The following is a 13,639-nucleotide window of genomic DNA, read 5'->3' as shown; positions in this document are numbered from 1 at the left end:
AACGAAATGTCTTGCCAGCGACGAACACATGTTCTAGACTCGGAGCCAGCGAGAAGGACGCACCACAGCGCGAGGAGGCCGTCATGAGGACCACGAACCACGTGGACACCCGCCCGGTCGACGCCGTGCGGGACGTGCTTCGCGAGCGCCTGGCCGAGACGGACGCCCCCGGCACGCTCGCCGTCGTCACCGCCCTGCTGGACGACGTGCTCGGCATGGATCTCCACGCGCTGCCCTCAGCGGTGCTGCCCGAGGTGGTCGACGGCGTGGAACAGGCCCGCCGCCGGCTCGACGCCCTCACCGCGACCACCATGACGGCAGCCGAGGCCGACGGGTCCTGGGCGGTCAGCGGTGCCCGCACGATGGCCTCCTGGTGGGCCGGCACCACCGGCGGCCACGGCGGCAGGGCGCGCACCCAGGTGCACCTGGCGCGGACCCTGCGCGATCATCTCCCCGCGACCTCCGCCGCGTGGGCTGCGGGAACGATCACCGGTGACCACGCCGCCGCCCTGGCTCGGCACGCCACCACCTCCCCCGTGCTGCGGGAGCGTCTCACCGATGATGAGATCGGCGAGAAGTTCCTCCTGGAACACGCAGCCCGGCTCGATGCCGACTCCTTCATCCGGCTCGTCAAGACCTGGGCCGTCCGCGCGGATCCGCACGCCGCCGACCGGAACTGGCGGGAGGACTCCGACAAGGAGCACCTGTTCCGCTCCGCCACCACCGGCGGGTACCGGATCGATGGCTGGCTGGACCACGCCAGCGGGCAGATCGTCGACCGTGCCTTCGACGCCGTCACGGGCGTCCCCGCTGCCGATGACGACCGCACGCCGTCCCAGCGCAACGCCCACGCCCTGGTCGCCCTCGCGCGGTATGCCCTGGACAGTGGCGGTTTCCAGCCCGGTGCCCGGGTGCGCCCGCACCTGCTCGTCCACGTCTCGGGAGACACCCTGCACCAGCTGGTGACGACACCCCCGCGGGCTGAAGCGGCCGATCCGACCACCCCGCGGATCCCGGCCGGGTTGGACCACGACCGCCTGGCCGGCGCCGAACCCGCCACCCTCGCCGACGGCACCCCGATCAGCCACGCCCAGCTCGCGACCCTTGCCTGTGACGCGGAGTTCACCCGCATCGTCTTCGGCTCCGACAACCAGCCCCTGAACGTGGGACGGGCCGCCCGGCTGCACACCGCCGCCCAGACCAAGGCGATCTGGGCCCGCGACCGGCACTGCCAGTTCCCCTCCTGCACCGCACCACCGGGCTGGGGCGAGATCCACCACCCCACCTGGTGGTCCCGGGGTGGCTCCACCAGCACCACCAATGGCGTGCTGCTGTGCTGGCACCACCACCAGGTGGTCCATCAACGCGAGCTCACCCTCACCCGACATCGCGATCACTGGCACGTCGCTCGTCCCGGCGGCCATCCCGTGACGTCCCACCATCCGCCACCCTGCGAACGACTCGTCGCCGCCAGGGAGTAGCCGCTCGCCGAGGGTGCCCCACGCAGTCACGGGCAGTCACGGGCACACGCGGGCGCCGGGTGCGAGGATGAGGCGATGCGCTTCGGATTCCACACCGGTTACTGGTCAGCCGGCCCGCCGGCGGGTGCGGCCGAGGCTGTCCGCACCGCCGACGAGCTCGGCCTGGACTCGGTCTGGACCGCCGAGTCCTACGGCTCCGATGCCTTCACGCCACTGGCGTGGTGGGGCTCGCAGACCAGCCGGGTCCGGCTCGGCACCGGAATCGCGCAGATGGCGGCGCGGGCACCCACGGCCACGGCCATGACCGCCCTCACGCTCGACCACCTCAGCGGTGGGCGCTTCATCCTCGGCCTCGGCGCCTCCGGGCCGCAGGTGGTGGAGGGCTGGTACGGCCAGCCCTATCCGCGACCGCTGGAGCGCACCCGCGAGTACGTCGACGTCATCCGGCAGGTGCTCGCCCGGGAGGCGCCCGTCACGCTGTCGGGACGCCACGTCACCCTCCCGTACGACGGCGGCGCACACCTGGGCAAGCCGCTGCGCTCCACCGTGCACCCGTTGCGGGCCGACCTCCCCATCCACCTGGCCGCCCAGGGCCCGAAGAACACGGCCCTGGCGGCCGAGATCGCCGACGGGTGGTTGCCCGCCTTCGTCTCCCCTCGCCTCGACGCCGAGTACCGGGAGAACCTCGATGCCGGGTTCGCCCGGCGCGACGGCGCCCGCTCACCGCGCGAGGAGTTCGAGGTGAGCGCCGCCGTTCCGGCCGTGCTCGGAGCCGACCTCGAATCGGCGGCCGATCAGGTGCGCCCCCATCTGGCCCTCTACATCGGCGGCATGGGCTCGAAGAGCACGAACTTCCACCGCGAGGCGATCGCGCGGCTCGGCTACGAGCAGGTGTGCGAGGAGGTGACCGCGAAGTACCTCGCCGGGGACAGGTCCGGCGCCGCGGCAGCCGTCCCCACGGAGCTGGTGACAGACGTGGCCCTGGTGGGGACGCCGTCGGACCTGGCGGCGCAGCTCGCGCGGTGGGAGGCGAGCTGCGTGACCACCCTCATCCTGCAGACCGACCCGCGGATGCTCGCGCCGCTGATCGCCGCCCTGCGCTGACCGTCGCCGATCAGTGGGACGAGACGGCCTGCTGGGACAGGAGCGCCCCCACCGTCTCGTCGAACTGAGCACACACCCACGCCTTCTGCTCCGCCGGCAACCAGGACGCCTCGAAGCTCGCCCGGGCCATCTGGACCAGGCGCTCGTCGGGGACCCCCACGTCGCGGGAGAGGATCTCGTACTCACCCAGCACCGTGGTGGGGAACATCCCCGGATCGTCCGAACACGGGTAGACGTTCATCCCGGCCTCGATCATGGCCGCGATGGACGCCCGGCGCCACGGCCGCCAGGAGCGGCGCGAGGTGGTCGAGGCCACCGAGAACGGCACCTGCTCGGCCACCATGCGCGCCACCACGGCGTCGTCCTCGAGCACGAAGTACCCGTGGTCGAGGCGGTCACAGCCCAGCACGTCCAGGCAGGTCACGGCGTTGACGGCGGCCGGGACGTGCTCGGAGGTGTGGGCGGTGCGCTTCAGTCCGGCATCGCCGGCCAGCCGGTAGGCATCGGCGAAGCGTTCCGGCGGGCCCGCGGTCTCGAGGTTGTCCAGCCCGATCCCGGCCACGTACTCGTGCGGGTGGTCGACCACGGTGCGCACCCAGGCGAGCGCCTCGTCACCAGTGCCGCTGCGGTCGATGGCGGCCAGTAGCCGCCCGGTCATGCCGAAGTCCCGCTCGGCCATCCGGATCCCCTCGGCGTGCGCCTCCACCCAGCCGGTGTATCCCAGGTGGCGCAGGTGCTCGGGGATCATGTCGAAGGAGACCTCGAGGTGCCAGGTGCCTGAGCGGTGGGCGGCCTCGAAGGCCTCGTAGGTGATGCGGGTGAGGTCATCGGCCCCGCGCAGCACCTCGCGCACCCAGCCGGACGCCTGGAACAGCGAGTAGGAGCGCTCCGGCTCGTCCCCGCTGCGCCCCTGCGGCATCGGGATCCGGGTGTGCCGGTACAGCTCCGGATCCGGCGGCCGCGAGTTGATCGAGGCGAAGATCTGCTCCGGCGCGTCCGGCAGGTCCAGGCCCTCGCGGCGGGCCAGCTCGGCGAAGGTGCCGGGCCGGACCGTGCCGAGCAGGTGACAGTGCAGATCGGCCTTGGGCAGGCGGGCCAGATCGAGCGAGGACGCTGTCATCAGCCGCCCACGACCTCGCGCGCGAAACGGTCCACCCACTCGTTGCGGTTGTCCACGGTCTCGGCCGGGTCGAGTGTCGCGTAGCCCGCGGCGGTCGGGTCCTGCGCGATGTCCCCGACCACGGCGGTCAGGTCCTCGGGGATCTCCACCGTGAGGTTCACCGGCAGGTCGCCGACGATCTCGGCGGAGGACTGCTGCGCCTCGACCGAGAGCAGGTACTCGATGAACGTGAAGGCATCCTCGGCATTCGGCGCACCGGCCGGCACCACCGCCCGGTTGGTGGCCATGTAGCGCCCCTCGGCCGGCGGCACCCAGCCGATCGGCTCACCGGAGGCGATCAGGTTGGTGGCGAACCCGTTCAGGGCCACCCCGCCGACGATCTCGCCCTGGGTGAGCAGGTTCGTGAACTCGGTGGTCGAGCTGTAGAACTGCAGCACGTTCGGCGCCCAGCCGCTCATGGTCTCGAAGGCGGAGTCGACGTCGTAGGGCCCGGAGCCGTAGGCGTCGGCCACTCCGGAGACCGTCAGCTGGCCCGCGGTGACGGCGATGTCCGGCAGGGCGACCTGCCCGGCGTACGCGGAGTCGGCGAACAGCTCCCAGTCCGCTGCCTCCTCCTCGCTGAGCTCGTCGGTGTTGTAGAGCATTCCGTTGAGCTGATAGCTGTAGGCGGGCCCGGTGTAGGCCTCGTCGACGGCGAAGTCGGCGATCTCCGCCAGTGCCGGCACGTCCGCCTCGGTGACCGGCTGGAGGAGCTCGTCCTGCTCGGCGAGAGCGACGTAAGTGTCGGACATGAGCATCACGTCGATCTCGGTGCTCTCACCCTCGAGCTGGAGCCGGGAGAGCCGGTCGGCGTTGGACCCGGTGTCGAGCTCGACCTCGATGCCGGTCTCGGCGGTGAAGGGCTCCACCACCGCCTCGGTGAACTCCTCCACGCCGAAGGGGAAGGTGCTCACGACCAGGGGGCCCGAGTCGTCGCCGGAGCCTGCGTCGTCGGAGGAGGAGCAGCCGGCCACGGCCAGGGAGGTGGCGGCCACGGCGGCGAGGGCGCTCAGCGACCTGCGGGAGGTGAACATGGGAGTCCTTTCAGGGGAAGGGTCAGGCAGGGAGGGTGACGAGGTGACCGGAAGGTGCGGTCACGGTGACCTCGTCACCGATGCGCAGCTCGGGCGCGGTGGTGGCACGGAGGTCGGCGACCAGGCGCACGGGTTCGGTGCTCCCGGGCGCGTCGGCGGCGAGGGTGACGAGCACATCGACCCCGCGGTAGGCGAGGTCGGTGACGCGGCCCGGCAGGGCGAGCCCGCCGGCGGCTTCCGACTGCCCGGGGCTGACCTGCAGGTGCTCGGGGCGGACCGTCACCTGGGCGTCAGCGGTCGGGATGAAGTTCTCGTAGCCGAGGAACTCGGCGACGAAGCGGTTCGCCGGCGCGGGGAAGACCTCCTGCGGGGAGCCCTGCTGCTGGATCCGGCCGTCCTTCATCACCACCATCTGATCGCTCATCTCGAGCGCCTCGTCCTGGTCGTGGGTGACGAGCACCACGCTCAGACCCGTCTCGGACTGGATGCGGCGGATCTCCGCGCGCATCTGCAGCCGCAACCGGGCGTCGAGATTGGACAGCGGCTCGTCCAGGAGCAGCAGGTCCGGTTCGATCACGACGGCGCGCGCCATCGCCACCCGCTGCTGCTGCCCACCGGAGAGCTGCTTGGGGCGGCTGCCCGCCAGGTGCGCCAGCCCCACCATCTCCAGCGCCTCGGTGACGCGCTTCGTACGCTCCGGGCCGGGGACGCGGCGCAGCTTGAGGCCGTAGCCGACGTTGTCGGCCACGCTCATGTGCGGGAAGAGCGCGTAGGACTGGAAGACCATGCCGAGGTTGCGCTTCTCCGGCGGTGCGGTGGTGTTGTCCTCACCGCGGATCAGGATCCGGCCGCCGCTCGGGCGCAGGTAGCCGGCCAGCATCCGCAGGCTGGTGGTCTTCCCACACCCACTCGGGCCGAGCAGCGTGGTGAGCTTGCCCTCCGGGATCGTCAGGTCGATCGCGTCGACGGCGGTGAAGTCGCCGAACACCTGGGAGACGGCCTGGAACTCAGCAGCACTCATCGGTTGATCCCTCCGAAGATCTTCGCGAACCCCACGGTGCGCTCGGCCACCACCGCGATCAGCACGGTGCCGACGAGGATCAGCACCGAGGTGGAGGCCACGATCGGGTCGTAGTTCTGCTGGACGTAGTCGAGCATCGTCACCGGCAGGGTGCGGAAGTCGCGACTCTGCAGCAGCAACGACAGCGGCACGTTGTTGAACGAGGTCACGAAGCTCAACAGCGCCGCCGAGAAGATGCCCGGCCGCAGCAACGGCAGCGTGATCGTGACGAAGGTGCGCATCGGCGAGGCCCCCAGACCGCGCGCCGCATCCTCGACCGCCGGGTCGATCAGGGCCAGCGAGGCACCGGTGACGCGCACGGCGTAGGGGAACATCAGCACCGTGTGCCCGATCACCAGCGTGGTCAGGTTGTTCAGGCCCAGCCCGATCATGAACTGCTGGTACAGCGCCAGGCCCACCACCAGCTCGGGAACGATCAGTGGGGACAGGAACAGCCCCTCCAGCAGGCCCTTCCCCGGGATCCTGCCCCGGTGGATCGCCAGCGCCACGGGCACACCGAGGGCGAGGGAGCCGGCGGATGCCACCACCGCGAGCTGCAGACTGGACAGCAGGGCCGACATGAACGGCTCATAGGTGACGGCGGCCTCGAACCACCGGAAGGAGAACCCGTCCGGAGGGAAGCGCACGGTGGAGCCGGCCGTGAAGGCCGTGATCACCACGAAGATCAGCGGCGCGATCATCACGATGTAGCCGAGGACGGCGAGTGAGGCGGCGACGGGCCGACGGGTGTTCATGAGGTCCTCGACCTCCGCCCCATCACCGTGGAGAGCGCAGCGACCCCGAACACCAGCACGGTCATGATCACGGCGGTCGCACTCGCCGCCGCCCAGTCGATGGTCGAGCTGGAGTACTGGAACAGCTGGGTGGAGAGCATCCGCTGCCGGGAACCGCCGAGCAGGTACGGGGTGGTGTAGGCGGTGACGGAGCCGGCGAACACCAGGGTGGCGGCCACGACCACGCCGGGCCAGGACAGCGGCACCACGATGGTCCAGAAGGTCCGGGCGCGGCCGGCGCCGAGACCGCGCGCCGCCTCGTCCAGGTTGGCGTCCACCTGCGCGAGGGCGGAATAGCACGAGACGACGGCGAGCGGCAGGAAGAGCTGGACCAGCCCGAGCACGATCGCCAGCGGTGTGTAGAGCAGCTGCGGCGCCTCGTCCACGATCCCCAGGGCCACGAGCGTCTGCCCGATCGCGCCCTCGGAGCCGAGCACCACGAGCCACCCGAACGTGCGCACCACGTTGGACAGCAGCAGCGGGAAGATCGCCACCGCCAGCAGCACCCCGGCCCAGCGGGACTGCGAGCGCGCCAGCAGGTAGGCGATCGGGAAGCCGAGCACCACGCACGTCACGGTGACCACGAGGCCGAGGCCGACGGTCCGGGCGATGATCGTCAGGTCATAGGGGTCGCCGAGCATGCGGACCAGACGGCTGAACACCTCGGCCGTCGTCGTGCCGGGTGGGGCGAGCACCATGATCAGCGCCGGGACGAGGAAGCCGGCCAGCAACAGCGCGAGGCCGGGCAGCAGCAGGACCAGCAGTCCACGTCTGCGCATCGTCTCACCTCGCATGGTCGGGGAGCCAGGTCTCAGGCACAGCACGGGAGGTGAGGAGGTGACGCGGACGCCGCAACCGCTCCCACAACCGGTTCCATTCGCTAGGGTATGCAACCAGATGCACTTGGGGTGCGTCCAGTCCTGACACGATGGCCCGGCAGCCCGGGCCCGACACGACCGGGGGAGGTCGGGTGCCCACACTGCTGGACGTCGCGGCGCGGGCCGGCGTCTCGAAGTCGACCGCCTCGCGAGCGCTCAGCCACCCGCAGCTCGTCGCCGCCGGCACGGTCGAGCGAGTCCTGGCCGCGGCCGTGGAGCTCGGCTTCGTGCCCAATCGCGCGGCTCGCGAGCTGGCCCGGGGCCGCACCGGGGTGATCGCCCTCGTGGTCCCCACGCTCACGAACACCTTCTTCACCCCGATCATCGGCGGCGCGCAGGAGCGGGCCGCGCGGGACGGTCTGCAGGTGACCGTCGCCGTCAACGAGCTCTCCGGCGCCGAGGACCTGCTGCGGTACCAGCGCCTCGCCCAGCAGGTCGACGGGGCCGTGGTGGTGGCCCCGCGGTGCAGCGACGAGACGCTGCGCACGGTGGTCTCGGCCCGCCCGGCCGTGCTCGTCGACCGCGAACTGGCCGGCACGGCCTCGGTGGTGGCCGATACGGCGGCCGCCTTCGTGCAGCTGCTGACGGCGCTGGCCGACGCCGGCCACGCCCGCGTGGCGTTCCTGGGCGGTCCGGACCGCTCGTGGCAGAGCGGCCAGCGCACCCGCGCGCTCCGGGAGGCCGCCGGCGACCGTGGGCTCGAGCTCACCGTGCTCGGCCCCTACCCCCCGACCTTCGACGCGGGTGTCGCCGCCGTGGCGGAGATCCTGGCCGCCGAGGCGGGCGTGGTGCTTCCCTTCGCCAGCGATCTGGGCCTCGGCGCGCTGTTCGGTCTCCAGCAGCACGGCCGCGCGTCCTGGAGTGCGCGGCCAGAACCGGACGACGCCGGGATCGTGGTGGTGGGCCGCCCGCAGGCCCCCATGGTCGACGTGGACGGGATCGAGCTCGGACGCCGGGCCGTGCACCACGTGATCGACCAGCTCCGCGCCCCCCTGGCCCGGCCCGGCCTGGTCTCGCTCACCGACGGCGACCCCGGACCCGATCCGGGGCGGTCGCCCGTCGCCGAGCGCCTTCCCGTCCCCGTCAGCTGGCCCACCGCCTGAGCCTGGAAGGATGGGCGTATGCCCATCGATGCAGGCTCCGCCGGTGAGGCCCAGCACCTCACCCGCACCGAGCGTCTGGACCGCCTTCCCTTCACCCGCGCACACCGCCGCCTGCTCGGCGGGTCCGGGATCGGGTGGGCGCTCGACGCGATGGACGTGGGGCTGATCTCCTTCATCCTCGCCGCGCTCGCACAGGAGTGGGGCCTGACCGGCGGCGAGCGTGGCTGGCTCGCCTCGATCGGCTTCGTCGGGATGGCGATCGGCGCCAGCCTCGGCGGCCTGCTGGCCGACCGGATCGGACGCCGTCAGGTGTTCGCGCTGACGCTCCTCATCTACGGGCTGGCCACCGGGGCCTCCGCGGCTGCGGGCGGCCTGGCGGTGCTCATGGTGCTGCGGTTCGTGGTCGGCCTGGGCCTGGGCGCCGAGCTGCCCGTGGCCTCCACCCTGGTGAGCGAGTTCGCCCCGAAGAAGATCCGGGGCCGGATCGTGGTGATCCTGGAGGCGTTCTGGGCCCTGGGATGGATCGCGGCCGCGGTCATCGGCTATCTGGTGGTCCCGCTGGACAACGGCTGGCGATGGGCGTTCCTGATCGGCATGGCCCCCGCCGCCTACGCCCTGTTCGTGCGGATGCGGTTGCCCGAATCGGTGCGCTTCCTCGAGCGGAACGGGCGGCACACCGAGGCCGAGGCGGCGGTGCGCCGGTACGAGTCCTCAGCCGGGATACCGGCACCACTCCCGGAGCGCACCTACCGCGAGGATGGCGACGGCGTCGCCCCGGCCGAGCCGGCCGCCGTCACCGAACCCCATCCCGAGCCCCATCCCGAGCCCCGGGCACGGTGGACGGACCTGTGGCAGGCGAGGCTGCGCCGTCGGACGGCGGGGCTGTGGATCGTGTGGTTCGGCGTCAACTTCGCCTACTACGGGGCGTTCATCTGGATGCCCTCCCTGCTGCTGTCCCAGGGGTTCGACCTGGTGGACAGCTTCGGGTACACGCTGATCATCACCCTCGCTCAGCTGCCGGGCTACGCGGCGGCCGCCTACCTGATCGAGGTGTGGGGCCGGCGCACCACGCTGATCGTCTTCCTGGCGGGCTCCGCCGTCTCGGCGCTGGCCTTCGGCCAGGCGGAGTCGGTGGCCACGATCCTGGCCGCGGGGATGGCCCTGTCGGCCTTCAACCTCGGCGCCTGGGGCGCCCTCTACGCCGTGACGCCCGAGCTCTACCCGACGGCGCTGCGTGGCACCGGCGCCGGCAGCGCCGCCGCCTTCGGCCGGATCGCCTCGATCATGGCGCCGCTCGCGGTCGGCTACCTGCACGAGGCGGCCGGGCTCGGCGTGACCTTCGCGGTGCTGGGCGGGGCGTTCGTGCTCGCGGGCGCGGGCGCATGGTTGCTGCCCGATCGCACCGGGCTGGCGCTGGAGGAGACCTGAGCCGGACAAAGGTCACAGTTATGGCACAAAAGCAATAGTTGGCAACCTCCGGGGTTATCGTCAGGATCCGCCGCTACAGTCGGCGCGTGCCGTCAGGCACTGCTTTCGACGATGAAAGGACTAGGCGATGCGACCCAGCCGGCGACAGTTCATGGCCATGGCTTCACTCGGAGCCGTCGGGACGGCCGCAGCGGGATGCTCCCGCGGTGGCGGCGGCTCGAGCGATTCCGGAGACGGCTCCACGCTGCAGTTCACGTGGTGGGGCAACGAGGTCCGCAACGAGAACACCCAGAACGCGATCGATGCGTACATGGAGGAGTTCCCGGACGTCACGATCTCCCCGCAACCGGGCGAGTGGGCCAGCTACTGGGATCGCCTCGCGACGCAGACGGCGGGTGACAACGCCCCGGACGTGATCCAGATGGACATGGCCTACATCAGCGAATACGGCCAGCGCGGGGCGCTGCTCGACATGTCCGAACACGGGGCCGACACCTCGAAGTTCATCGAGGGAACCGTCGAGTCCGGCATCATCGAGGGATCGCTCTACGGCATCAACGCCGGCATCAATACCCCGACGGTGATGATCAACCCGGCGGTGTTCGAGGCCGCCGGAGTGGACATCCCCGACGACATGACCTGGACCTGGGACGACTGGCGCGCCGTCGCCGCCGAGATCACGGCCAGCGGCGAGGCGACCGGCAGCTCGTCGATCGTCAGCAACGACGCCATGTTCAGTGCCTGGCTGCGTCAGCAGGGCAAGGAGCTCTTCCTCGAGGGAAACCAGCTCGGGTTCTCCGTCGAGGATGCCCAGGCCTGGTTCGAGATGATGCTGGAGTGGTCGAACGACGGCGCCATCCCGAGCGCGTCGCAGATCGAGGAAGACGCGAGCAAACCACTCGACCAGCAGGACTTCATCGTCGGCCGCACCGCGATGTCGATGGTCTGGTCCAACCAGCTGGAGGCGGTGGAGGCCTCCGGCGGAAACGAGCGCCGGCTGCTGCGCTTCCCGAGCATCGACGGCGACGCGATGGAGCGCAAGGCCTGGTACAAGGCCTCGATGCTGTGGTCGGTCTCGGCCACCTCGCCGAACCCCGATGAGGCCGTCGAGCTCATCAACTGGTGGGTCAACAGTGAGGCCGCGGCCGAGATCGAGCGCGCCGAGCGTGGAATCCCGCCGAACGGTGAGATCTCCGAGTCGATCCGCGACCTGCTCTCCGACCCACAGCAGCGCGTCGCGGAGTTCATCGAGGCCATCGAGCCCGAGCTCGCCGAGACCCCGATCGCCCCGCCACCCGGCGGCGGTCAGCTGGGCACGATCATGCAGCGGGAGGGCAACGCGATGCTCTTCGGTGACTCGAACCCGGCCGACGCTGCCCAGGCCTTCCACGACGCCCTCACCGCTGCGCTGGGCTGATGTCTGCACTGTCCGAGCTCTCAAAGCTCAAATCGAAGGGGCCGGTGACGGCCGAGCAGCGGGCGGCGCGACGTAAGGAAGCCTCCCACGACAACAAGGCGGGGTACCTGTTCCTGCTGCCGTGGCTGGTGGGGCTGTTCGTGTTCACGCTGGGCCCGATCCTGGCCTCGTTCTACCTGTCGTTGACCGACTACTCGTTGATCCAGTCCCCGAACTTCCTGGGGCTGGACAACTACGCCCGGATGCTGACCGATGACCGGTTGCATCAGTCACTGCAGGTGACGTTGACCTACGTCGGGGTCGGGGTGCCGTTGCAGCTGGCGCTGGCCCTGGGCGTGGCGGTGCTGCTGAACAAGGGCATGCGCGGGCTGGCGTTCTACCGGTCGATCTTCTACCTGCCCTCGATGCTGGGCGGGTCGGTCGCGATCGCGCTGTTGTGGCGTCAGATCTTCGGCACCACGGGCCTGGTGAACCAGATCCTGCAGTTGCTGGGATTCGAGGCGACCACCGGGTACGTCTCCGACCCCGACTACGCGTTGTGGACGCTGATCCTGTTGAACGTGTGGACGTTCGGGTCCCCGATGGTGATCTTCCTGGCGGGGCTGCGTCAGATCCCCACCATGTACTACGAGGCAGCCGCCTTGGACGGGGCCAGCCGGATCTCGCAGTTCGCGCGGATCACGCTGCCGCTGCTGAGCCCGATCATCTTCTTCAACCTGGTGCTGCAGATCATCAACGCCTTCCAGGCCTTCACCCAGGCGTTCGTGGTCTCCAACGGCACCGGCGGGCCCTCGGACTCGACCCTCTTCTACACGCTGTACCTGTACGAGCAGGGCTTCACCCGGTTCGACATGGGGTATGCCTCGGCGATGGCGTGGCTGCTCCTGGCCATCATCGCCATGTTCACCGCAGTGAACTTCCTGCTGTCCAAGTATTGGGTGTTCTACGATGACTGAGACGATCGCCGGGGAGATCACCGCTCCCCGCACCGCCAAGGACCACGTCCGCAGCGCAGTCAAGCACGTCGCGCTGATCGCCGTCAGCCTGGTGATGGTCTATCCGCTGCTGTGGATGATCGTCTCCTCGCTGCGCCCCACCGAGGTCATCTTCCGTGCCCCGGGACTATGGCTCAACGAGTTGTACGTGGAGAACTACTCCGAGGGCTGGTTCGCCCTGTCCCAGGCCTTCGACTGGTACCTGGTCAACTCCGCGATCGTGGTCTCCGGGGCGATCATCGGGAACCTGATCTCCTGCTCCCTGGCCGCCTACGCCTTCGCGAGGCTGAAGTTCCGGCTACGGGGGCTGTGGTTCGCGATCATGCTGATGTCGATCATGATCCCCATCCACGTCATCGTGGTCCCGCAGTACATCCTGTTCAACGCCTTCGACATGGTGAACACGTTCCTGCCGCTGGTGCTGCCCAAGTTCGTGGCCACGGATGCGTTCTTCGTGTTCCTCATGGTCCAGTTCATCCGCGGCATCCCCCGCGAGCTCGACGAGGCCGCCACCATCGACGGCGCCGGACACCTGCGCATCTTCGGACAGGTCCTGATCCCGCTGATGATCCCGGCGTTGGCCACCACGGCCATCTTCACCTTCATCTGGACCTGGTCGGACTTCTTCACCCCGCTGATCTACCTGACCAGCCCCGAGATGTACACCGTCCCGGTCGCCCTGCGCTCGTTCCTGGACGCCACCTCCGGCTCCAACTGGGGCGCGATGTTCGCCATGTCCATCGTCTCCCTCGTGCCGATGTTCCTCGCCTTCCTCTTCGGGCAGAAGTTCCTCGTCAAGGGCATCGCCACCACCGGCGGCAAGTAGCCGCACTCAGGAGCCGGTCAGGACCACACGGTTGCCGTCGGGGTCGAGGAGCAGCAGAATCCGCGCCCCGCCGCCGGGCTGCGGACCGTCGTGCTCGATGCCCGCCTGTCGGATCTGATCGGCGGCGCTGTCGAGGTCACTCTCGCGCAGGACCACTGTCGAGTGCCCGGCGCGCTCCGGCTCGGACCACACCTGCACCCCGGAGGCCTCTCCCAGGTGCCACTCGAGCAGCCCCGCCATGGGGCGGGCGTCGGGTTCACGACCGAAGAGGCGTGTGTACCACCCTTCGGCGCGCTCCAGGTCGGTGACGGTGCAGTTGGCGTACACGCTGCGGGTCATGGTGCTGGCCTTTCGTCGGGT

General features: G+C 70.1%; 13 protein-coding genes. 7 read left to right on the top strand and 6 right to left on the bottom strand.

Annotation, left to right across the window (positions count from 1 at the left end; translation table 11 throughout):
- The first annotated feature begins 83 nt into the window (after positions 1 to 83).
- Both LQF12_RS00740 and LQF12_RS00735 read left to right on the top strand, forming a co-directional pair.
- A complete protein-coding gene (locus LQF12_RS00740; RefSeq protein WP_231054102.1) occupies positions 84 to 1,481 on the top strand; it encodes an HNH endonuclease in 1,398 nt (465 codons plus the stop codon).
- Positions 1,482 to 1,556: 75 nt separating this feature from the next.
- Positions 1,557 to 2,585 carry an LLM class F420-dependent oxidoreductase gene (locus tag LQF12_RS00735; protein ID WP_231054101.1) on the top strand — a complete coding sequence of 343 codons (1,029 nt, stop codon included), beginning with the start codon at positions 1,557 to 1,559 and terminating at the stop codon, positions 2,583 to 2,585.
- A 10-nt stretch (positions 2,586 to 2,595) separates the two neighbouring features.
- Here the strand turns inward: LQF12_RS00735 and LQF12_RS00730 are convergent, their stop codons facing one another.
- Genes LQF12_RS00730 through LQF12_RS00710 form a run of 5 tightly spaced genes read right to left on the bottom strand, consistent with a single transcriptional unit; the run spans position 2,596 to position 7,411 of the window.
- The gene (locus tag LQF12_RS00730; RefSeq protein ID WP_231054100.1) at positions 2,596 to 3,705 is read right to left on the bottom strand and encodes an adenosine deaminase family protein; all 1,110 of its coding nucleotides are present in this window, start codon (positions 3,703 to 3,705) and stop codon (positions 2,596 to 2,598) included.
- The gene (locus LQF12_RS00725) at positions 3,705 to 4,778 is read right to left on the bottom strand and encodes an ABC transporter substrate-binding protein (RefSeq protein WP_231054099.1); all 1,074 of its coding nucleotides are present in this window, start codon (positions 4,776 to 4,778) and stop codon (positions 3,705 to 3,707) included. Before LQF12_RS00725 ends, LQF12_RS00730 begins: the two co-directional genes overlap by 1 nt.
- Positions 4,779 to 4,800: 22 nt before the next feature.
- A complete protein-coding gene (locus LQF12_RS00720; RefSeq protein WP_231054098.1) occupies positions 4,801 to 5,799 on the bottom strand; it encodes an ABC transporter ATP-binding protein in 999 nt (332 codons plus the stop codon).
- A complete protein-coding gene (locus tag LQF12_RS00715; RefSeq protein ID WP_231054097.1) occupies positions 5,796 to 6,593 on the bottom strand; it encodes an ABC transporter permease in 798 nt (265 codons plus the stop codon). Before LQF12_RS00715 ends, LQF12_RS00720 begins: the two co-directional genes overlap by 4 nt.
- Complete coding sequence (locus LQF12_RS00710) at positions 6,590 to 7,411, bottom strand: ABC transporter permease (RefSeq protein WP_231054096.1); 822 nt, start codon at positions 7,409 to 7,411, stop codon at positions 6,590 to 6,592. Before LQF12_RS00710 ends, LQF12_RS00715 begins: the two co-directional genes overlap by 4 nt.
- 191 nt (positions 7,412 to 7,602) lie before the next feature.
- Here LQF12_RS00710 and LQF12_RS00705 point away from each other — a divergent pair, with 191 nt between their 5' ends.
- The 5 genes from LQF12_RS00705 to LQF12_RS00685 all read left to right on the top strand — a co-directional run bounded on the left by LQF12_RS00705 (position 7,603) and on the right by LQF12_RS00685 (position 13,279).
- Positions 7,603 to 8,613, top strand: coding sequence for a LacI family DNA-binding transcriptional regulator (locus tag LQF12_RS00705; protein ID WP_231054095.1), 1,011 nt, complete (start codon positions 7,603 to 7,605; stop codon positions 8,611 to 8,613).
- A gap of 18 nt (positions 8,614 to 8,631) precedes the next feature.
- Positions 8,632 to 10,041: an MFS transporter gene (locus tag LQF12_RS00700; RefSeq protein ID WP_231054094.1), complete on the top strand. Its 1,410-nt coding sequence runs from the start codon at positions 8,632 to 8,634 to the stop codon at positions 10,039 to 10,041.
- Between the two features lie 157 nt (positions 10,042 to 10,198).
- Entirely contained in the window at positions 10,199 to 11,458 is a 1,260-nt protein-coding gene (locus tag LQF12_RS00695) for an ABC transporter substrate-binding protein (RefSeq protein WP_231054093.1), read from the top strand.
- Complete coding sequence (locus LQF12_RS00690; RefSeq protein ID WP_231054092.1) at positions 11,458 to 12,414, top strand: carbohydrate ABC transporter permease; 957 nt, start codon at positions 11,458 to 11,460, stop codon at positions 12,412 to 12,414. Before LQF12_RS00695 ends, LQF12_RS00690 begins: the two co-directional genes overlap by 1 nt.
- Positions 12,407 to 13,279 (top strand): carbohydrate ABC transporter permease, encoded by an 873-nt coding sequence (locus LQF12_RS00685; protein WP_231054091.1) that lies wholly within the window; start codon positions 12,407 to 12,409, stop codon positions 13,277 to 13,279. Before LQF12_RS00690 ends, LQF12_RS00685 begins: the two co-directional genes overlap by 8 nt.
- A 6-nt stretch (positions 13,280 to 13,285) precedes the next feature.
- On the opposite strand, the gene LQF12_RS00680 is transcribed toward LQF12_RS00685, so the two are convergent.
- Positions 13,286 to 13,618 carry a VOC family protein gene (locus LQF12_RS00680; protein ID WP_231054090.1) on the bottom strand — a complete coding sequence of 111 codons (333 nt, stop codon included), beginning with the start codon at positions 13,616 to 13,618 and terminating at the stop codon, positions 13,286 to 13,288.
- Positions 13,619 to 13,639 lie beyond the last annotated feature (21 nt).

The organism is Ruania suaedae (genome assembly GCF_021049265.1).
Classification (GTDB): Bacteria; Actinomycetota; Actinomycetes; order Actinomycetales; family Beutenbergiaceae; genus Ruania; species Ruania suaedae.
The sequence above is the reverse complement of the archived record's forward strand: the minus strand, read 5'-3'. Positions and strand labels throughout refer to the sequence as shown.